The following is a 19,950-nucleotide window of genomic DNA, read 5'->3' as shown; positions in this document are numbered from 1 at the left end:
GGGGGGGCGCCGGGCGCGGGGGGGCGGGGGGGCGCCCCCCCCCCCCCCACGCCCTAAGGGCGTTGCCGCGCGGCCCGCAGGGCCGCGTCGGTCGCCTCGCGTCAGCGAGGCGAAACCACGGCACGCCGTTCTGACTTTGCGGATCAGCCCAGGAAGATCCCGACGATGACCATCAACAATCCGATGGTGGACAGGAACAGTGCGCCCATGTTCAGCGGCACCACCTTGCGCATCACCACGCGCAGCTCCTCGTCCGTCAGGCCCGCCTTGCGCGCGCCCCAGACCTTGGCGATGCACCAGATCAGCCCCACCAGTCCCGCCAGCGACACCGCCGCGCCGCTCCAGATCAGCCAGCCCATGCCCGCACTCCCCGTTGATAAACGCCCTTGCGCCTAAAGCAGGCCAACCCCTCGCGCAACCCCTTGATGCGCTCCGCCCGCGCCTGTATCGGGAGGGCACATTCCATGGAGGCACCAAGATGCAGGATACCCCCAGTGACAGCTACGGCATTGCCGCAGGCGAACTGACGCAGTTCATCGAGCGCATCGAACGGCTGGAAGAAGAGAAAAAAGAAGTCACCGAGCAGATCAAGGAAGTGATGGCCGAAGCCAAGGGGCGCGGCTATGATACCAAGGTCATGCGCAAGGTGATCTCGCTGCGCAAGCGTGACGCGGATGACATCGCCGAAGAAGAGGCGGTTCTCGAAATGTACAAGGCGGCGCTGGGTATGGCCTGAGCCGCACCGCAGACTGCATGCCAAGGGCACCCAATGGGTGCCTTTTTTTTATGCATATCATGGGTTTGTCGCGAAAAATCCTGCCGGAATGTTGATCAACCACGGCCAGCGCACTAGCGTCATCTAACTGACGGGGGAAAAGCACCCACGAAATATGGGGCAGTTGCGGGGATTTTATGGGCGACAGGCCGATCTTCGATGAAATGCAGGGTCTGGGCGACGGAATTCGCCAGCCTTACGAGAAATTCAATGGCTGGTTCGAGGGCGAGGACCCGAAACACCTGCGCAACAAGCAGCGCGAAGCCGAGGAATTGTTCCGCCTCACCGGCATCACCTTCAACGTCTACGGACGCGCCGAGGCCGAGGAGCGACTGATCCCCTTCGACATCATCCCGCGCATCATCGCGGGCCGCGAATGGCAGCGCCTGTCCCGGGGCATCGAACAGCGCGTGCGCGCCATCAACGCCTTCCTGCACGACATCTACCACGGGCAGGAGATCATCAAGGCAGGCCGCATCCCCGAGGAAATGATCTCGCGCAATGCCGCCTTCGAGCCGCGCATGATCGGCGTCACGCCTCCCGGGCGGGTCTACACACACATCGTCGGCATCGACCTCGTGCGCACAGGTCCGGATGAATTCTACGTGCTCGAGGACAATGGCCGCACGCCCTCCGGCGTCAGCTACATGCTCGAAAACCGCGAGACCATGCTGCAGATGTTCCCGGAACTCTTCAGCACCAACCGCGTGCAGCCGGTGCAGACCTATCCCACCGACCTGCTCAACAGCCTGTCGGCCTGCGCGCCCGACTGTGCCGAGGGCAAGCCCACGGTCGCCGTCATGACCCCGGGCATCTACAATTCCGCCTATTATGAGCACTCTTTCCTTGCCGATCAGATGGGCGTCGAGCTGGTCGAGGGCCATGACATGCGCGTCATGGACGGGCGCCTGTGCATGCGCACGACCCAGGGCTACAAGCCCATCGACGTGGTCTACCGCCGCATCGACGACGACTTCCTCGATCCGCTGAACTTCAACCCCGAAAGCGCGCTGGGCGTGCCGGGGATCATGGATGTCTACCGCGCGGGCAAGCTGACCATCGCCAACGCGCCCGGCACCGGCATCTGCGACGACAAGGCGATCTACAGCTACATGCCCGAGATCGTCGAATTCTACACCGGCGAACGGCCCTTGCTGGAAAACGTGCCGACATGGCGCTGCGCCGAACCGGACGCGCTGGCCTATGTGCTGGATCACCTCGAAGAACTGGTGGTCAAGGAGGTGCACGGCTCCGGCGGCTACGGCATGCTGATCGGCCCGACCTCGTCGAAGAAGGAACTGGCGACCTTCCGCAAGAAGCTCGAGGCCAAGCCGTCGAACTACATCGCCCAGCCGACGCTGGCGCTGTCCACCGTGCCGATCTTCACCAAGGCGGGGCTCAGCCCGCGCCACGTCGACCTGCGGCCCTACGTGCTGGTCAGCCCGCAGGGCATCAACATCACGCCCGGCGGCCTGACCCGCGTGGCGCTGAAGAAAGGCTCCCTCGTGGTGAACTCCTCGCAGGGCGGCGGAACCAAGGACACCTGGGTACTGGAAGACTGATGCTCGGAAAAACCGCCAATGGCCTGTTCTGGATGTACCGCCAACTGGAGCGGGCAGAGAACATCGCGCGCCTGATCGAGACCGGTCAGCGCATCGCGCTCACGCGTCTGGGCTCCACCGAGGACGAGTGGCGCTCGGTCCTGCAGACCTCCGGCTGTCTCGCCGGTTACGAGGCGCAATACGGCGAAGAGGTCACCCGTGACCACGCCGTCGACTGGCTGCTGCGCTCCAAGGACAACCCCGGATCGGTGCTGTCCTGCATCGCGCAGGCCCGCCAGAACGCCCGCATGGTGCGCACCGCCCTGACCACCGAGGTCTGGGAGGCGACCAATACCGCCTACATGACCGCCAAGGACGGCCTGTCCCGCAAGGTCGCCGACCGCGACCTGCCGGGCGTGCTGCGGATGCTGCGTCAGCGCACCGGCATGGTCCGGGGCACCACGCATGGCACGATGCTGCGCAACGAGATCTACGATTTCGCCCGCATCGGCACCTTCCTCGAACGCGCCGACAACACCGCGCGCATCATCGACGTGAAATACTACGTCCTCCTGCCCACCGTCGCGGCGGTCGGCTCGTCGATCGACAACGTGCAATGGGAGATCCTCCTGCGTTCCGTCTCCGGTCGCGGCGGCTTCCGCATGGCCTACGGCGCGCAGATGGACCCGCAAAGCATCGCGCAATTCCTCATCCTCGACCGCCGGATGCCGCGCAGCCTTGCGTTCTGTACCGCCAAGATCATCGACAACCTTGGCTACCTTTCCGCCGATTACAGCAGCCACTGCCAGTGCTGCCTCATGGCCGAGGACATGCAGCAGAAATACATGCGCATGACCATCGACCAGGTGTTTGATTACGGACTTCACGAGTACATCCAGAAGGTATTGGGCGAAATCGCCGCGATCGGGCGGCAGATCGAAATCGACTACCGGTTCTACGAGTGATCCCATGCGGCTGAAAATCTCCCACACCACCCGCTACACCTTCGATGAACCGGTCACTTCGGGCCTTCAGCAGCTGCGCCTGAAACCGCGCTCGCGCCGCAACCAGGAGGTCGTGACCTGGACCATGACACTCGACGGCGCGACCCACGAGGTCAGCTACGAGGACCAGCACGGCAACACCGTCGACCTCATCAGCTTTGACCGCGACTGCACCGAGATGTCCGTGCATTGCGAAGGCGAGGTCGAACTGACCGAAAGCCATGGCGTCATCGGTCGCCACACCGGCTGCGTGCCGCTCTGGCTCTACAAGCGCGTCACCGACCGCACCAAGGCCGGGCCGGGCGTCAAGGCGCTGCTCAAAAAGGTCGAGGGTGGTACGATCCTTGGCCGCTGCCACGCGCTCATGCCGCTGATCGAAAAGGCCGTGGCCTACGAGACCGGCAGTTCTGAGAGCGACTGGACCGCCGAAGAGGCGATCTCGCATGGCAAGGGCGTCTGCCAGGACCATGCCCATGTCATGATCGCCTGCGCCCGCGAGGCCGGCTGGCCCGCGCGCTACGTCTCGGGCTACCTGCTGATGGAAGGCCAGACCGAACAGGACGCCATGCACGCTTGGGCCGAAATCCACATCCCCGACCTCGGCTGGGTGGGCTTCGATCCGGCCAATCAGATGTCCCCGGACGAACGCTACGTCCGCGTCGCCATCGGCCTCGATTACGCCGAGGCCGCCCCCGTGACAGGACGCCGCATCGGCGGCGAGGGCGAGGCGCTGGATGTGGCCATAGACGTGGCCCAGCAGGCCCAATCGCAATCCCAGTCCCAATCGCAGTAACGCCCAATCACAGGGCAGACTATCCCGATGCGCCCCCTCGATGGGCGCATCCCGCGCGATTGATGGCATATCGCACTTGATCGGCCCCCCGCGCACGCCGTAAACGCATCGGTGGTGAACGGGAGTGACGGAAATGACCTACTGCGTCGGGATGATGCTGAACCGCGGACTTGTCTTCATGTCCGACACCCGCACCAACGCGGGCCTCGACAATATTTCCACCTTCCGCAAGATGTCGATCTGGGAAAACGAGGGCGAGCGCTGCATCACCCTCATGAGCGCGGGCAACCTCGCCACCACGCAGGCCGTTGTCTCCGAACTCGACGAGCGGCTGAAGGCGCCCTCGGAACGCTCCCCCTCGCTGCTCGCCGTGCCCTCGATGTTCCAGGCCGCCCGCCTCGTGGGCGAAACCCTGCGCGACGTGATCGACCGCCAAGCCCAGTCCGGCCAGCGCGCCGACACGGCCTTCAACGCCACGCTGCTGCTGGGCGGCCAGATCGGGGATAACCCGCCGCGCCTCTTCCTCATCTACCCCGAGGGCAACTTCATCGAGGCCAGCGCCGACACGCCCTTCTTCCAGACCGGCGAGATCAAGTACGGCCGCCCGATCCTTGTGCGCGCCTACGATCCTGACATGTCCTTCGAAGAGGCGATGAAACTGCTCCTCGTCAGCTTCGACTCGACGATCAAGGCCAACCTCACCGTGGGCCTCCCCTTCGATTACCACTGCTACGACACCGGCAGCCTGAAAACCGGCCGCACGGGCCGCATCACCGCCGATGATCCCTATTTCCAGACCATCAGCCACGGCTGGGGCGAGGCGCTGAAGAACACCCTTGACGGCCTCGACCCCTTCACCTTCGACGACTGACGCCGCCGCGCCCATGGCTTCTTCTTGGTCCAAATACTCCGGAGTCCGGGGCAGAGCCCCGGCGCTCTCCTCCGGGACCAACCCATCAGTCCAGCACCACGATCCCCTGATGCTTCGACTTGTGCTCCGGCTCGACATGGATCGTCACCCGGCTTTCGGGCACCGCGTCGTGCAAGGCATGTTCCACCCGGTCGCAGATCTCATGCGCGTCAAAGACCGTCATTTCGCCCGGCACCACCAGGTGAAACTCCACGAAGGTCGCTGATCCGGCGTGGCGCGTGCGCAGGTCATGCGCCTCCACCGCGCCCTCGGCATTGGCCGCGATCACCTCGCGGATGCGCCCCAGTTCCTCCTCCGGTACCGATTCATCCATCAAACCGCTCAGCGAGGTGCGCATCACCACCCAGCCCGACCACAGGATGTTCACCGCCACCAGCGCCGCCATGATCGAGTCCAGCACCCACCAGCCGGTCACCAGCGCCAGCAGCACGCCGACAGCCACCCCCGCCGAGGTCCAGACATCCGTCCACAGGTGCTTGCCGTCAGCCACCAGCGCGGGCGACTTCAGCGCACGCCCCTGCCGCACCAAAACCCAGGCCCAGGCCCCGTTCAGCACCGTGGCAAAGGCGTTGATCGCCAACCCCTCCGTCGGCGCCTCCAGCACGCGCGGCGCCATGAAACCGCTCCAGGCCTCGTGCATGATGAACACCGCCGCCACGATAATCATCACGCCCTCCAGCACCGCGCTGAAGAACTCCGCCTTGTGGTGTCCAAAGGGATGCTGCGAATCCGCCGGGCGCGAGGCGATGTTGATCGCCACCAGCGCGGCAAAGGCGGTGGCCAGGTTCACCGTGCTTTCCAGCGCGTCCGACAGCAGCGCCACCGAACCCGTCAGCCACCAGGCCAGCGTCTTCAGCGCCAGTACGACACAGCCAAGGATCAGGCTGCCCACCGCCAGTTTCAACTTGCCGTTCATGCCGCCCTCGTCTGTCCGTCCTGTCGGGATACAGGCTGGGGCAGGGGGCCTCAACCCGATGCGTCGCAATGCGCGGGCTTTGGCGCCTTGCGCGCGACGGTGGCCTCGCGCGCGGCGGATCAGGCGGCTTGCGCCCGCTGATTAAAAGAAAAAATCTTAACAGAAAAAATCGTCGCGCAACGGTTTCGCGCGCCCGAATCAAACCAAAGGTAAAAATCCGGCCGGGAATCGGCGCAAAACCGGCCGGTTCTGCCCTTAACGCGCGTCTGCAAAGGTTAAGAACCCTTAATCCGTTGTGCCAGGGATGTGGCTCAAACCCTACATCCGGTAGGCTCAAAGACCGTTCGCCCCGTTACCCCTCCGCCCGCAGGGGTAACCCGCCCCCGCGCTGCCACAGGTATTAAGGCGTTATCAGCGACACACCGTGCATCCCGGCCAGCGTGTCCAGATCGTCCTCGTACAGCTCGGTCAGCATGTCGACATAGGCATCGTCCCAGCCGGGCAGGTCCACGTCTTCCTCGATCTCCTCGTCCATGGCGTATTTGTCGAGGAAGGCCGCCATCACCCGCCGCTTCTGCATCTCGTTGATCGTCGGGTTCTCTGCCAGGAAGGCGCGGAACCGCTTCATGCCTTCCTTGTCGATGATCTGGCTGAACAGATCGAAGGCGCCACTGATCTTGCGGGTCATCTCGATCCCCGCCATCTCGCGGATGATCTCTCCCCAGATGATCGGAGTATCCTCGTTGCACCAAAGGGTTATGGGCACATGGGGCAGGGTGTCCCGGATCCGCCGCACAAGGTCGGACCAGCGCAGGTGCATCGGGTCGACGCCATTCATGAAGGCCCCGAATTCCTCGTGCGGGGTCGCTCCGAAGACCGCCGGCAGGAAGGTCGCCGGGTTGCGCAGCCCCATGAAGATCTCCACCTCGTCCTCGGCAAAGATATCGGCAAAGGTCTGCAACCGCGCCTCGGCCCGCAGGTAGACCAGCCCGTTCTGGAACGCCAGTTTCGGCACGGAAAAGAAGTTGTCGTTCGACAGCACCAGCCGGTCGATCTGATGCGGGTCCTCGCTGAGGATCGCGTCCAGCAGCACCTCGCGCACCTGCGCGTCCGGCGTCGATCCCTTCAGCTTCGTCAGGGAATCCGCCAGCAATCTCCGGTACTTGGAGGGGCCGGGGATGGCGACGCCCTCGTGGCGCCAGGCTTCGGCATTGCGCAAGAGGCACTTGAGGATGCGATCCTCGTCAGTGCAATGCACGCCAGTGTGAAGGATCACCTGCATCGTCTTGGTCTTCAAAGGCTTTCGGTTGCTCGATGCGCCCACTATAAGGGGTTTTCGGGCTAGGAACACTGCCGAAAGGGGCCGCGCATGGCGATGATCGAGACGACACAACACCGCCTTCGGCTGCCCAGCCGTTGGTCCGTGGGGGCGATCGTGATTGCCCTGATCGTCGTCGCGCCGATCCTCGCCGTTTTTGGTATCGCCCTGTTTCCAAAGGAAAACATCTGGCCCCATCTGATTGCCACGACCCTGCCGCGCTACCTGATGACCACCGCGAAACTGATGTTCGGCGTGGGTCTCCTGGCCGCCATGGTGGGCACCGGTGCAGCCTGGCTGATCTCGCGCTACGACTTCCCGGGGCGGCGCTGGCTGGAGTGGCTGCTGCTGCTGCCGCTGGCCATTCCTGCCTACGTGGGTGCCTATGCGCTGGTCGATTTCCTTGAATACGCGGGGCCGGTGCAGACCGGGTTGCGCGCGCTCTTTGGCTGGCAGAACGCCCGCGACTACTGGTTCCCGGAAATCCGCTCGCTGGGGGCGGCCATCCTCGTCCTCTCCGCCGCGCTGTTTCCCTACGTCTATCTGCTGGCCCGCGCCGCCTTCCGTGAGCAATCGGCCTCCTCCGAAGAGGTCGCCCGCTCCCTTGGCGCAGGCCCCTTTGCCCGGTTCTGGCGCGTCGGCCTGCCACTGGCGCGCCCCGCCATCGCGGCGGGCGTTGCCATCGTCATGATGGAATCCGTCAATGATTTCGGGACGGTGGACTATTTCGCCGTGCAGACCCTGACCACCGGCATCTTCTCCGTCTGGCTCGAAGGCAACAACGCCGGCGGCGCGGCCCAGATCGCCTCGGTCGTCCTTGTCCTCGTGGTCCTGCTGGTCACTTTGGAAAAAATCTCGCGCCGCCGCATGCGCTTTTTCAACCTGTCGACCCGTCACCGTCCGGTGGCGCACGTCGCGTTAACCGGCTGGAAAGGCTGGGTCGCCACACTCGCCTGCACGTTGCCCCTGCTGATGGGCTTCGTCCTGCCCGCCGGTGTCATCCTCAGCCACGCGCTCGACAACGCCGGGAACTGGATCGACGCCGACCTTTGGCAGGCAGGCCTGAACACCGCCATCGTCGGCGGCCTCGCCGCCGTGATCTGCGTCGCGGGCGGCGTCTTCCTCGTCTACGGCGTCCGTCTGTCGGGCCAGCGCCTGCCGCGCCTGCTGCTGCCCGTCACGACCATCGGTTACGCCGCACCGGGCGCTGTCCTCGGCGTTGGCATCCTGATCCCGCTGGCGCTGATCGACAATGCCATGGCCGACGCCATCTGGAACGCCACCGGCTGGGATCCGGGTCTCGTGCTGACCGGCACCGCCTTCGCGCTGGTCCTCGCCTATTGCGTGCGTTTCTTCGCCATCGCCCAAGGCGCCGCCGACGCCGCCATGGGCCGCGTCTCGCCCAACCTGCCGCTTGCCGCGCGCTCGCTGGGTCGCAACCAGGGACAGGTTCTGACGGCGGTCTACTACCCGCTGATGCGCGCCTCCATCGCCTCTGCGCTGCTTCTGGTCTTCGTCGACTGCGTCAAGGAACTGCCCGCCACGCTCCTCTTGCGCCCGTTCAACTACGAAACCCTCGCCACGCGCGTGCATGAACAGGCCAGCCTCGAAAACCTCGGAGACGCCGCCCCCGCCGCAATCCTGGTCATCCTTTTCGGTCTGATCGCCGTCGGTCTGCTGGCCCGCGCAAATCGCTGAATTCGCCCCTTTTCACGGCGCGAAAACCGGGCTAAACGAACCGCAGTGCCCCTATAGCTCAGCTGGTAGAGCAACTGATTTGTAATCAGTAGGTCCGCGGTTCGAGTCCGTGTGGGGGCACCATCTTCAAGATCAATCACTATACTCGTAGTTTGGTGCCTCTGGCTTTCCGGGTCTTGGCGGACGTATGCCAGATTTGGCACATTTGCTTCCTCATGCTCGGAAAATCGGAAACCCACCTTCCGATGACATGCCGCCCGTCGGCGACGTCCTTGGGTTTGAGTGGAAAATTTATTGAACTCGGGCAGTGCTTTGCCAGGGTTTCGCCACCGCATTCGGAAAAAAGCTGCTTGCCCTTCACCTCTTTGCTTTAGCGCAAAGACCACGCCGGGGCAGGGGTTAACATATCGTCAAACCGATATGTGACCGGAGCGACTCGCCGTGGCCAGACAGACCCCTCCAACGATCCTCGCGCTTGGCGTCGGCAACACGCTGATGACCGACGAAGCCGCCGGGCCGCAGGCGGTCCGACGTTTGAAGGCCGAAGCGGGCGACCACCCCGGCCTGAGGTGCCTTGATGCGGGCACCCTCAGTTTCACCCTCGCCGAAGACATCGGTGCCGCCGATGCGCTCATTGTCTTTGACGCCGCCCGCCTGAAGGCCGCGCCTGGGGCCGTGCAATGCCTCGAAGGGCAGACGATGGACGACTTCATCCGCTCGGGCAAGCTGACCGTGCACGAGGTGGGGCTCACCGACCTGCTCGACATGGCGCGCATGACCGGCGATCTGCCCGCGCGCCGCGCCCTCATCGCCATCGAACCGGCCGAGATCGGCTGGGGTCTCAGCCTCAGCCCCGCCGTCGAACAGGCCATGCCCGAGGCGATCCGCCTGGCCCGCACCGTCATCGACCGATGGACCACCGAAACCCTGGAGCGCCAGCCATGACCCGTCACGTCGCACGCCCCGGCACCGGCAACGTGCCGCTGCTTCTCAACGAGATCCGCCATGCGCTGACCCGCCTGCGCGACGAGGGCGCCCCCACCACGCTGGACCTCACCGGCATTCCCATGATGCCCGAGGATACCCACGCGTTCGATGCCTCGCTGGGGCAGGGCGAAGTGCGCGCGGTGGTCGATGCAGGCGGCGAGAGCGAGGTTCAGGAGACCGGCTTCGCGGGGGTCTGGCGCATCACGCATCGCAACGCCGATGGCGCCGTACTGGCCCGTCACATCGAAGTAACGCATGTGCCCGACATTCTGAAATCGCAGCCCGTGGACATTGCGGCGGGGCTCGAACGGCTGGCCGTCCGGTTGGCGGCGGATCTGGCCCCCGATCTGGTGGCAGACCTTACCGAAGACCTTGACCGACCGGAGGAGGTGTCATGACCCAAACGCCGAACACCCCGTTGACGCTGGGCGAGCGTCTTCAGAAACGCGGCGTCTCGCGCCGCAGCTTCCTGAAGTTCTGCGCCACCACCGCCTCGCTTCTGGCGCTGCCGCCTGCCATGGGACCGCGCATCGCCGCCGCGCTGGAGGCGCAGCGCCGCCCGTCGGTCATCTGGCTGTCGTTTCAGGAATGCACCGGCTGCGCCGAGTCGATCCTGCGTTCCGACAATCCCAGCATCGAAAGCCTGATCTTCGAAGCGATCTCGCTCGACTACCAGCACACGCTCATGGCCGCCTCCGGTCACGCTGCCGAAGCCGCCCGCGACAAGGCGATGGAGGACGCATGGGGCGACTACCTCGTGCTGGTCGATGGCTCGATCCCCTTGGGCAATGCGGGCTATTCCACCGTGGCGGGCGAAAGCAACCTCGATACGCTGAAGCGCGTGGCCGAGGGCGCGGCGGCCATCGTCTCCATCGGGACCTGCGCGGCCTTTGGCGGCATTCCCTATGCCGATCCGAACCCGACCGGCGCGGTCTCGGTGTCCGACATCATCCACGACAAGCCCATCGTGAACGTCCCCGGCTGCCCGCCGATCCCCGCCGTGATGACCGCCGTTCTGGCGCATTACCTGGCCTTTGGGGAACTGCCGGAGCTGGATCACCTGAACCGCCCCATGGCCTTCTACGGTCAGAACATCCACGACCGCTGCTACCGCCGTCCGTTCTACGAACGCGGCCTTTTTGCGGAAAGCTTCGATGACGAGGGCGCAAAGGCGGGCTGGTGCCTGTATAAACTCGGCTGCAAGGGGCCTGTCACCTACAACGCCTGCGCGGTGATGAAGTGGAACGACGGCACCTCCTTCCCGATCGAGGCCGGCCACGGCTGTCTTGGCTGTTCGGAACCGAACTTCTGGGACGCGGGCAGTTTCTATGCACCGCTGTCGCAGGGCACGACGCTGGACGCGTCCAAACTCGCCGTGGCGGCGCTGGCCGGGGCCGCGCTGGGGGTCGGCGGCGGCGCAGTCCTGCGCAACCAGCAAAAGGCGCACCGAACCCCGAAACCCAAGGTGGAGGACGCGGAATGACGCTCCTGGAATTCGCGCGCGGTCCGGCGCTGACATGGGCCACGGTGATCTTCGTGGCGGGGATGCTCTGGCGGTCCATCGGCCTGATGATGATGATGCGCAACAAGACCCTGTCGAAACCCCGCCACGAAAACCTGTCGCGCGGGGGATGGCGGCTGATGCTGACGCGTTTTGTGCCCGCGCCGGTGTTCCGCGACAAGATCGCGTTTCAATACGTGCTGGGCTGGATCTGGCACCTGGGTTTTGTCGTGGTGCTGTTCTTCTTCCCGCTGCACATCCTGTTCTTTGAATCGATCCTCGGCTTTGCATGGCCTGCGCTGCCCAATGGCGTGATCGTCTTTGCGGGGATGGTCTCTGCCGCGATCCTGATCCTGCTCTTCGTGCGGCGCTTCATCGACCCGGTGCTGCGCGAGATCTCGACCTTCGGCGATTTTGCCGCCGTGCTGGTGACCGCGCTGCCCTTCCTCACCGGACTGGCCGCCTACGGTCACCTTGGGCTTGCCTATGAAACCATGCTGGGACTGCACTTCCTGAGCATCGCGCTTCTGCTCGTGTGGTTCCCGTTCTCGAAACTCTACCACGCCGTCACGGTGCTGCCGTCCCGTTACATCCTCGGCGTGAAATTCTGGCGCAGGGGGGTGGACGCATGACCGAAGTCGTCACGAAACAGGAACTCGACGAAGCCTTTGCCATGTTCTACGGCATGGCCGCCTCGATCAAGGACGAGGTCTCACCGGCCGTGGAGATCCCGGACGAGGACCGCATCGCGGCCTTCAAGCAGACCTTCCTCAAATCCATCGACAACAACATCGCCGTGCAGCTGGATGCCTGCATCCACTGCGGTGCCTGCGCACAGGCCTGCCAGTTCTACATCGGCACGAAGGACCCCAAATACACGCCGATCCGCAAGCTGGACCTGCTGAAACGGGTCTATCAGCGGGAACTCTCCCCGATGAACTGGATGCTGCGCTGGGTCACCAACGACATCACCATCGACGATCTGAACGCGCAGCAGGAACTGGTCTACGACAGTTGCACCATGTGCGGACGCTGCAATCTGGTCTGTCCGGCGGGGATCAACATCGCCGACATGGTGGCGCTGAACCGCTCTGCCATGGCGGCGGCAGGGATGATGCCCGACGAACTACGCTTCATGCAGGAGGGCCAGGCCGAGGACGGCACGATCTTTGGCGCGGACGAGGACCTTTTCATGTTCCGCATCATGGACCTGCAAGAGAAGCTCGGCTTCGAAATCCCGGTGAACAAGCTCCCCGCCGAGGTGCTCGTCACCACCTCCGGCCTTGATATTCACCTGTTCCGCGATGCGCTCGGCGGCACCATCGAAACGCTGCACCACATGGGTGTCGATTTCACCCTGATGACCGACGGCTACGAGACGGCCAACTTCGGCCTGCTCTCCGGCCACGAGGCCACCAAGAAAAAGATGACCCGGAGCATCGTCGACGCCGCCCTGAAATGTCAGGCCAGGATCGTCATCGTCCCGGAATGCGGCCATACCTTCCCGGCGATCCGCTTTGGCGCCGCCGAGGCCTACGGCCAGCCCGTGCCGTTCGAGACCTACACCGTCTCGGAATACTTCGGCCGCGCCGTGATGGACGGCCGCCTGACGCTGGAAAAGGACAAGCACAAGCGCGTCGTCGCCCTGCATGACCCCTGCAAGGTCGGCCGCTGGGGCGGCGTCTTTGACGAACCCCGCGCCATCCTCGAAGCGATCGGCTGGGAACTGCACGAAACCGAATCCAGCAAGCAGTACAACTTCTGCTGTGGCGGCGGGGCAGGGAACTTCCTCATCGAACGCGCCGACAAGCTCAAACGCGCGGGCTACCGCGTAAAGATGAACGAGATCGAGGCGACCGGCGCCGAAAGCCTCGTGGTGTCCTGCGGGTCGTGCCGCATGAACTTCGAGGTCGGCAAGGTCAAGGCGGGCGACAGCCTCCCCGTCGACAGCCTCGCCGCGATCATCGCTGCCCACCTGCCGAAGACGGCCAAAGAAGGAGCGCAGACATGACCGAGCGCATCGTCGTCGACCCGATCACCCGCATCGAGGGCCACCTGCGCATCGAGGCGCGGATGGAGGGCGACCGCATCGCCAGCGCCTTTTCCTCGGGGACCTCTGTCCGCGGGATCGAGATCATCCTGAAGGGCCGCGACCCCCGCGATGCCTGGGCCTTTGCCCAGCGCATCTGTGGCGTCTGCACGCTGGTCCACGGCATGGCCTCCATCCGCGCGGTGGAGGACGCCTTGAAGATCGACATCCCCACCAATGCCCAGCTGATCCGCAACCTGATGATCGGCGCGCAATACGTGCACGACCACGTCATGCACTTCTACCACCTGCACGCGCTGGACTGGGTGGACGTGGTCTCTGCGCTCGACGCCGACCCAAAGGCCACCTCGGAACTGGCGCAAAGCATCTCGAAACACGCGCTCTCCTCGCCCGGCTACTTCGCCGACGTGAAACAGCAGCTCAAAGGCTTCGTCGAGACCGGCCAGATCGGCATCTTCGCCAATGGCTACTGGGGGCACCCGGCCTACAAGCTCCCGCCCGAGGCCAACCTCATGGCCGTCGCCCACTACCTCGAGGCGCTGAAATGGCAGCGCGAGGTGGCCAAGCTGCACGCCATCTTCGGCGGCAAGAACCCGCATCCGAACCTCGTCGTGGGCGGCGTGCCATCGCCCATCGACCTGAACTCGGACAGCGCCATCAACGCCGAGAAACTGGCGCAGGTGAAGAACATCCTCGACATGGCGCAGGCCTTCGTCACCGATGTCTACCTCCCTGATACACTCGCCATCGCCTCCTTCTACAAGGACTGGTTCCAGCGCGGCGAGGGGCTGGGCAACTTCCTGACCTACGGCGATTTCCCGGCGGCGGGCTTTGGCGGCGACAATCTGGTTCCGGCGGGCGTGATCCTGAACCGGGACCTCTCGACCATCCATCCCGTCGACATGAACGCGGGCGGCGGGATCGAGGAATACGTGGCCCATTCGTGGTACGACTACGCGGGCGGCAAGGACACCGGCCTGCACCCCTACGACGGCGAGACGAAACTGAACTACACCGGCCCGAAACCGCCCTACACCCAACTGGACGTTGACGGTGCCTACAGCTGGATCAAATCCCCCCGCTGGAAGGGAAACGCCGTCGAGGTCGGCCCGCTGGCCCGCGTGCTGATGATGGTCGCCTCGGGCAACGAACAGGCCAAGGGGCTGGTGGACAGCGCCCTGAGGCAACTCGACCTGCCGGTAGAGGCGCTTTATTCCACCATGGGCCGCGTCGCCGCGCGCACGCTGGAAACCAGGATCATCGCCGACGCGATGACGGGCTGGTACGACGCGCTCATTGCCAACATCAAGTCGGGCGACACCACCACCTTCAACGGCACGTCGTGGCAGCCGTCCACCTGGCCGTCAAAGGCGCAGGGCGTCGGCTTCATGGAGGCCCCGCGCGGCGGCCTGGGCCATTGGATCGTCATCGAGGATGGCAAGATCGCCAATTATCAGGCGGTTGTGCCTTCCACATGGAATGCAGGCCCGCGCGACGCGGGCGGGCAGGAGGGCGCCTACGAGGCCGCCCTTCAGGACAACCACCAGATGGTGAACCCCGACCAGCCTTTGGAAATCCTGCGCACGGTGCACAGCTTCGACCCCTGTCTTGCCTGTGCCGTGCACGTCATGGACCCCGACGGCACCGAACGGGTGCAGGTCAAGGTCTGCTGAAATCCTCCGGGCGCGCGCCCCGAACCTTTAGGAGTACGGAAACATGAGCGAAATCTTCTCCCCGGAATGGATGGAGTCCTTCGGCAACCAATGGAACGCCGAGGCCGGGCTGGCCGATGCGCTGGCGGAAATCGACTTTGACAGCAACATTGCCTACGGCTTTGCGGGCGATCCCGCGCCCAAGGGCGTGCTGGTGGTCGAAAAGGGCCACGTCGTGCGCAGCGGTGCCTACAACGGCGAGCCGCTGAACTGGGACATCCGTTCGACGCCGGAACAGTGGGACAAGTGGCTGACCAAGCCGCCGTCCATGATGACCCTCGGCGTCAGCTACACCACCGGCAAGCTGAAGTTCGAAACCGGCGACTACGCTGCGATGATAAAGGACCCGCGCATGGCTGGCCCCTTCATCAAGAGTTTTGCCGCCATGTCCAGGGTCGCCGCGTGATTAACACTTGGCGGGCCTCAAACATGGGGCCCGCTGCCGAAACGCGGGAAAATTTGCTCCCGCAACTCGATTTCCGTTTCGAAATCAGTAGTTTAACGAAGCTTTCATCAAGCTTGAGAGAGTTTTTCCGTTGAATTCCCTCAGTGGTTGAAATCAGGCCGCCGACAGCCCCGCATCCAGACTATGCAGGATCGTTTGGACATGCGCCTCGCTCAGCACCAGGGGCGGCGACAGGATGATGTTCGGCCCCGAGACGCGCACCATCGTTCCGGCCTCATAGGTCTCACGATGCACGCGCCCGATGGTCTCCTTGTCGATGGGCTTCTTCGTCGCCCGATCCGAAACCAGCTCCAGCGCGCACATCAACCCGTGTCCGCCGCGCACGTCGCCCACCACGTCATACTTCGCCTTCAACGCCTCCAGCCCCGCGAACAGCTGTGCACCACGGTCGCGCGCATTGTCCTTGACCTGCAACCGCTCGGTTTCTGTCAGGCAGGCGATGGCCGCCGCCGCGCCCACCGGATGCCCCGAATACGTATACCCCGAGGCGATCGCCGCCTTGCCGGTCTTGTCCGCCTCAAAGGTCTCCACTAGGCGCTCGGACACCATGACCGCGCCAAACGGGAAGTATCCGTTGGTGATGGCCTTCGCGGTGCACATGAGGTCCGGCTGCACGCCCCAATGCCGCGAACCCGTCCAGTCGCCGGTGCGGCCAAAGGCCGTGATGACCTCATCGGCGATCAGCAGGATGCCATGCCGATCACAGATCTCGCGCATCGCCGGCATGAAGGACGGATGCGGCGGGATCACGCCACCGGCGCCCAGCACCGGCTCCATGATGAAGGCCGCGATGGTCTCGGCCCCCTGAAAGGCGATCTCGTCCTCCAGCGCGCTCAGGCACAGCTGCGCCAACCGCTCCGGGTCGGTTTCGTCAAACGGATTTCGATAGGGGTAGGGGGCCGGGATATGGAAGCACCCCGGCATCAGCGGTTCATACTGGGTGCGGAAATTGCTGTTGCCGTTGACCGAGGCCCCCAGCGTATGGGTGCCGTGATAGCCCTTCTTCAGCGACAGGTACTTCACGCGGGAACCTTCGCCGCGCACCTTGTGGTACTGCCGCGCCAGCCGCAGCGCCACCTCGACGGAATCCGACCCGCCCGAGGTGTAGAAGGCCCGCGTTAGCCCGTCCGCCGCAAAGAACTCCTTGAGCATGAAGGACAGCTCGATCACCGCATCGTTCGAGGTCCCCCGGAAGGTCGAATAATACGGCAGCCGGTTCAGCTGTGCCGCGATGGCGTCCTTCACCGGCTGGCAGGAATACCCGAGGTTCACGTTCCACAGCCCCCCCACCGCGTCCACGGTGCGCTTGCCATCCACGTCGGTGATCTCCACCCCGTCGCCTTCGACGATGATGTCGGGCGGGTTGTTCAGGCTGTCGGCAGGATGCGCCATGGGGTGCCACATGTGGCGCGCGTTGTTTTCTTTCAGGAAATTGGTGTCTTTCATCACGAACCTCTTACGGATGGGCCGCCCGTGCCGCATGGGGCAGGGGCCGCGAATGGGATGGGGACGGGCCGCCCAGCGACCGCGAGGCCTCCTGCGCGGCGGCCCTCAGGCGGGTGGCGATCTCGGCCAGTTTCTCGGGCTGGGCGCGGATGGACGGCACGGCCACGGACAGCGCGCCGATCACGCCGCCTTCGCCGTAAAGCGGCACGCCCTGGGACGTCACCTCGGCATCGAACGCCCCTTCCAGCCGGGCCACGCCGGTCTTGCGGACCTCGACGATCAGCGTCTTCAGCGCCGTTGGATCGGTCACCGTCTGCCCGGTATGATGCGCCAAAGGCCGCGCCAGCACGCGTTCGCGCAGGGCATCCGGACCAAAGGCCAGCACCGCCAGCCCCGAGGACGTTGCGTGCAGCGGCAACAGCTCGGATTCGTCGAAATGGACCGACACGCCGTGCAGCTTCGGATCGGCATGCACCACCGGCGACAGCGCGTCGCCCTGCAAAAGCGAGGCATGCGCCAGCTCGCCCACATCCTCGGCCAGCGCGGCCACGATGGGATGCAGCAGCTTGCGCATCGGAAAGGCCGCCTCGCGCACCGCAGCGAGGCGCAGCAGCGCCGGTCCCAGCCGATAGGCGCGCGTCAGGGGGTGCTGTTCCAGAAAGCCGTTTTCCGCCAGCTCCGTCAGGTGCCGATGCACCGTCGCCTTGTCGCGCCCCGTCAGGCGGGTGAACTCGCCCAGCCCGATCTCGGGGTGGGTGGACGAGAAAAGATCGAGCAGGTCCAGCGCCTTGGTGATCGTTCCCATCAGCGTGCCTCCCCCGTGCCGGTCTCGAAGAACCGCGCGATTTCCTCGGCAAAGGCGACACGGTCGGCCCTGCGTGCCAGCGAGGTACGCGCCCGTGCCGTCACCTCCGGGCCGACCACCTCGGCGTATTCCTCCACCAGATCGGTGATGAACCCATGCGTCATTTCCGGGTGGTGCTGGATGGTGAACAGGTGGTTGCCCTGCGCCAGCCCGGCGACGGGCAGCCCGGGTCCTTCGAACACCACGCGCGCCCCCTCGGGCGCCTCGGCGACCTGTTCGATGTGCGACCCATAGAGATGCAGCACCTCGCCCTCGACGGCCCAAGGCGTGCGCCCGGTCCGCGTGACCTCCAGCAGCCCATGCCCCCAGCCTTCGGGGTTCCGCACGATTCCGGCCCCCAGCGCCCGCGCGATCAGCTGGTGCCCGAAGCACGCGCCGAACACCGGCTGCCGACGGTCCAGCGCCGCGCGCAACACTGCGGCCAGACGCAGCATCCACGGCGCATCCTCGGTCACCGAGGCCGGGCTGCCGGTCACGATCAGCCCGTCATAGGCCGCCACATCCTCGGGGAAGACACCCTTGCACACCCGGAACGGCGTATAGTGCCAATCGGGGCGCACTTCGGCGATCAACGCGGCGAACTTCTCGCCATCGTCGGGCCGGGCCGTCGCGAAGTCGGAAAAATCCGTGTTGGTGATGAGGATCGCCAGATTCATCACACGAACCACACATAGAAATCCAGCAGGGCGTTTGGCTCCATGTCGCGGGTCTTGCGGAACTCGCGCTCCTTCATGAAGACCTGATGCTCCACCAGCTCGCGCCCCACGGCGTCCGACAGCGCGGTATCGGCGGCAAGGTCGCGCATCGCCTGCCGCAGGTTCGGCGCGGTGCCGACCTTGGCGTCGATCTTGTCGAACCCGTCCCCGGTCTCCATCGCGGGCAGCGTCAGTCCCGCCTCGTATCCCAGCCGCGCGGCCTGCAGGACGGCGGCACAGGCGGTGTAAGGATTGGCCGAGGCATCTGCCATGCGATGCTCCAGCCGCGCCTTCTTGCCACCTTCACCGGACACGCGGGTCGTCACGCCGCGATGGTCGCCGCCCCAGTTCTGCCAGTAGCCCGACATGGCTCCGGGCTGAAGGCGGAGGTAACTCGACGTCGTCGGCGCCACCAGCCCCGCCAGCCCCTTGTGGTGATGCAGCAGCCCCGCCGCACAGCCGCGCGCCAGGTCGTTCATATGCGCAGGCCCGCCCTTTGGCCCGTTGGCCAACGCGTTGTTGCCTTGCGCATCGGTAAAGGAGAAATTGATGTGCATCCCCGATCCGCCCAACTCAGGCACGGGTTTCGGCAGGAAGGTCAGCACGATCCCGTGGTTCAGCGCCACCTCGCGCGCCATGAGGCGGAACAGCACGATATCGTCCACCGCCTGCAATGCGTCGTCGAAGGTCAGCGTGTATTCGAACTGCGGGCTGTCATATTCCGCCGTGATCATGTCGAGCCGAAAGCCAAGCTCCTCGGCCTTGCGCCAGATCATGTCGTTGATGTGCATCGGGTCGGCGAACGGCCCGGTGCCATAGACCACGCCCCCCGGCGCATCGTAGGGGCGCAGCTTGCCGCTCTCGTCGCCTTGAAGCGCGTAGGCCTCCAGCTCGATCCCCAGCTTGGGGGTCAGCCCGTGCTTCTGCCAGTCGGCGATGGCACGTTTCAACGCGCCACGCGGGCAGAGCGACAGCGGGCCCTCGTCGTCATACAGATCGCCGATGACCACCTGCGTGTTGGTCTCCCAGCCGGGGCGGATGTCCTCGGCCTGCCAGCGCAGCTCCATGTCCGGCGCGCCGTCGCGCACGCGGGCATGGGGTGCATCCAGCAGCAGGTCGCGGTCGTAATGCACGCCAAAGGTCGCGCGGGCGAACCGGGACGAGTCGGTGCCGATCTTGGAACCGGGCAGGTACTTGCCCCGGTAGATCGACAGGTGATCGCAGAACAGGGCGCGAAGGCGGTCTTGCATGT

Annotated in this window: 20 protein-coding genes and 1 tRNA gene; 14 read left to right on the top strand and 7 right to left on the bottom strand. The window is 64.9% G+C overall.

Translation table 11 applies throughout. The features are described 5' to 3' along the window. Positions 1–143 precede the first annotated feature (143 nt). A complete protein-coding gene (locus ACP16H_RS22470) occupies positions 144–359 on the bottom strand; it encodes a hypothetical protein (RefSeq protein ID WP_425074466.1) in 216 nt (71 codons plus the stop codon). A 119-nt stretch (positions 360–478) separates the two neighbouring features. Here ACP16H_RS22470 and ACP16H_RS22465 point away from each other — a divergent pair, with 119 nt between their 5' ends. From ACP16H_RS22465 to ACP16H_RS22445, 5 genes are all read left to right on the top strand, one after another. Beyond that, positions 479–736 (top strand): DUF2312 domain-containing protein, encoded by a 258-nt coding sequence (locus tag ACP16H_RS22465; RefSeq protein ID WP_425074465.1) that lies wholly within the window; start codon positions 479–481, stop codon positions 734–736. A gap of 176 nt (positions 737–912) precedes the next feature. Further along, the gene (locus ACP16H_RS22460; protein ID WP_425074464.1) at positions 913–2,337 is read left to right on the top strand and encodes a circularly permuted type 2 ATP-grasp protein; all 1,425 of its coding nucleotides are present in this window, start codon (positions 913–915) and stop codon (positions 2,335–2,337) included. Further along, on the top strand, positions 2,337–3,281 hold the full coding sequence (locus tag ACP16H_RS22455; protein WP_425074463.1) for an alpha-E domain-containing protein: 945 nt from the start codon (positions 2,337–2,339) through the stop codon (positions 3,279–3,281). The genes ACP16H_RS22460 and ACP16H_RS22455 overlap by 1 nt, the downstream gene beginning before the upstream one ends. 4 nt (positions 3,282–3,285) lie before the next feature. Then, positions 3,286–4,113, top strand: coding sequence for a transglutaminase family protein (locus ACP16H_RS22450; protein WP_425074462.1), 828 nt, complete (start codon positions 3,286–3,288; stop codon positions 4,111–4,113). 133 nt (positions 4,114–4,246) lie between these two features. Further along, on the top strand, positions 4,247–4,984 hold the full coding sequence (locus tag ACP16H_RS22445) for a peptidase (protein ID WP_425074461.1): 738 nt from the start codon (positions 4,247–4,249) through the stop codon (positions 4,982–4,984). A gap of 85 nt (positions 4,985–5,069) precedes the next feature. On the opposite strand, the gene ACP16H_RS22440 is transcribed toward ACP16H_RS22445, so the two are convergent. Beyond that, entirely contained in the window at positions 5,070–5,960 is an 891-nt protein-coding gene (locus ACP16H_RS22440) for a cation diffusion facilitator family transporter (RefSeq protein ID WP_425074460.1), read from the bottom strand. 400 nt (positions 5,961–6,360) lie between these two features. Beyond that, entirely contained in the window at positions 6,361–7,242 is an 882-nt protein-coding gene (locus ACP16H_RS22435) for a hypothetical protein (RefSeq protein ID WP_425074459.1), read from the bottom strand. 93 nt (positions 7,243–7,335) lie between these two features. Between ACP16H_RS22435 and ACP16H_RS22430 the strand changes: the two genes are divergently transcribed. From ACP16H_RS22430 to ACP16H_RS22390, 9 genes are all read left to right on the top strand, one after another. Next, positions 7,336–8,976: an ABC transporter permease gene (locus ACP16H_RS22430; protein WP_425074469.1), complete on the top strand. Its 1,641-nt coding sequence runs from the start codon at positions 7,336–7,338 to the stop codon at positions 8,974–8,976. Between the two features lie 47 nt (positions 8,977–9,023). Continuing rightward, a tRNA-Thr gene (locus ACP16H_RS22425) sits at positions 9,024–9,099 on the top strand. A gap of 318 nt (positions 9,100–9,417) precedes the next feature. After that, complete coding sequence (locus ACP16H_RS22420; RefSeq protein WP_425074458.1) at positions 9,418–9,921, top strand: HyaD/HybD family hydrogenase maturation endopeptidase; 504 nt, start codon at positions 9,418–9,420, stop codon at positions 9,919–9,921. Then, positions 9,918–10,361: a hydrogenase expression/formation C-terminal domain-containing protein gene (locus ACP16H_RS22415; protein ID WP_425074457.1), complete on the top strand. Its 444-nt coding sequence runs from the start codon at positions 9,918–9,920 to the stop codon at positions 10,359–10,361. Before ACP16H_RS22420 ends, ACP16H_RS22415 begins: the two co-directional genes overlap by 4 nt. Then, on the top strand, positions 10,358–11,446 hold the full coding sequence (locus ACP16H_RS22410) for a hydrogenase small subunit (protein ID WP_425074456.1): 1,089 nt from the start codon (positions 10,358–10,360) through the stop codon (positions 11,444–11,446). Before ACP16H_RS22415 ends, ACP16H_RS22410 begins: the two co-directional genes overlap by 4 nt. Then, positions 11,443–12,096: a nitrate reductase gene (locus tag ACP16H_RS22405; protein WP_425074455.1), complete on the top strand. Its 654-nt coding sequence runs from the start codon at positions 11,443–11,445 to the stop codon at positions 12,094–12,096. Before ACP16H_RS22410 ends, ACP16H_RS22405 begins: the two co-directional genes overlap by 4 nt. Next, positions 12,093–13,475, top strand: coding sequence for a (Fe-S)-binding protein (locus ACP16H_RS22400; RefSeq protein ID WP_425074454.1), 1,383 nt, complete (start codon positions 12,093–12,095; stop codon positions 13,473–13,475). Before ACP16H_RS22405 ends, ACP16H_RS22400 begins: the two co-directional genes overlap by 4 nt. Next, a complete protein-coding gene (locus tag ACP16H_RS22395) occupies positions 13,472–15,187 on the top strand; it encodes a nickel-dependent hydrogenase large subunit (protein WP_425074453.1) in 1,716 nt (571 codons plus the stop codon). Before ACP16H_RS22400 ends, ACP16H_RS22395 begins: the two co-directional genes overlap by 4 nt. Before the next feature lie 43 nt (positions 15,188–15,230). After that, positions 15,231–15,632, top strand: coding sequence for an SCP-2 sterol transfer family protein (locus ACP16H_RS22390; protein WP_425074452.1), 402 nt, complete (start codon positions 15,231–15,233; stop codon positions 15,630–15,632). 153 nt (positions 15,633–15,785) lie between these two features. Here ACP16H_RS22390 and ACP16H_RS22385 read toward each other — a convergent pair whose 3' ends face one another. The 4 genes from ACP16H_RS22385 to ACP16H_RS22370 are packed head-to-tail and all read right to left on the bottom strand — an operon-like array spanning position 15,786 to position 19,948. Beyond that, complete coding sequence (locus ACP16H_RS22385) at positions 15,786–17,138, bottom strand: aspartate aminotransferase family protein (protein ID WP_425074451.1); 1,353 nt, start codon at positions 17,136–17,138, stop codon at positions 15,786–15,788. A 10-nt stretch (positions 17,139–17,148) separates the two neighbouring features. Further along, the gene (locus tag ACP16H_RS22380) at positions 17,149–17,943 is read right to left on the bottom strand and encodes an IclR family transcriptional regulator (RefSeq protein WP_425074450.1); all 795 of its coding nucleotides are present in this window, start codon (positions 17,941–17,943) and stop codon (positions 17,149–17,151) included. Beyond that, positions 17,943–18,659: a type 1 glutamine amidotransferase gene (locus tag ACP16H_RS22375; protein WP_425074449.1), complete on the bottom strand. Its 717-nt coding sequence runs from the start codon at positions 18,657–18,659 to the stop codon at positions 17,943–17,945. The genes ACP16H_RS22380 and ACP16H_RS22375 overlap by 1 nt, the downstream gene beginning before the upstream one ends. Further along, entirely contained in the window at positions 18,659–19,948 is a 1,290-nt protein-coding gene (locus tag ACP16H_RS22370; protein ID WP_425074448.1) for a glutamine synthetase, read from the bottom strand. Before ACP16H_RS22370 ends, ACP16H_RS22375 begins: the two co-directional genes overlap by 1 nt. Between the last annotated feature and the right edge of the window lie 2 nt (positions 19,949–19,950).

It is taken from the genome of Sagittula sp. S175 (assembly GCF_049800975.1).
Classification (GTDB): domain Bacteria; phylum Pseudomonadota; class Alphaproteobacteria; order Rhodobacterales; family Rhodobacteraceae; genus Sagittula.
The sequence above is the reverse complement of the archived record's forward strand: the minus strand, read 5'-3'. Positions and strand labels throughout refer to the sequence as shown.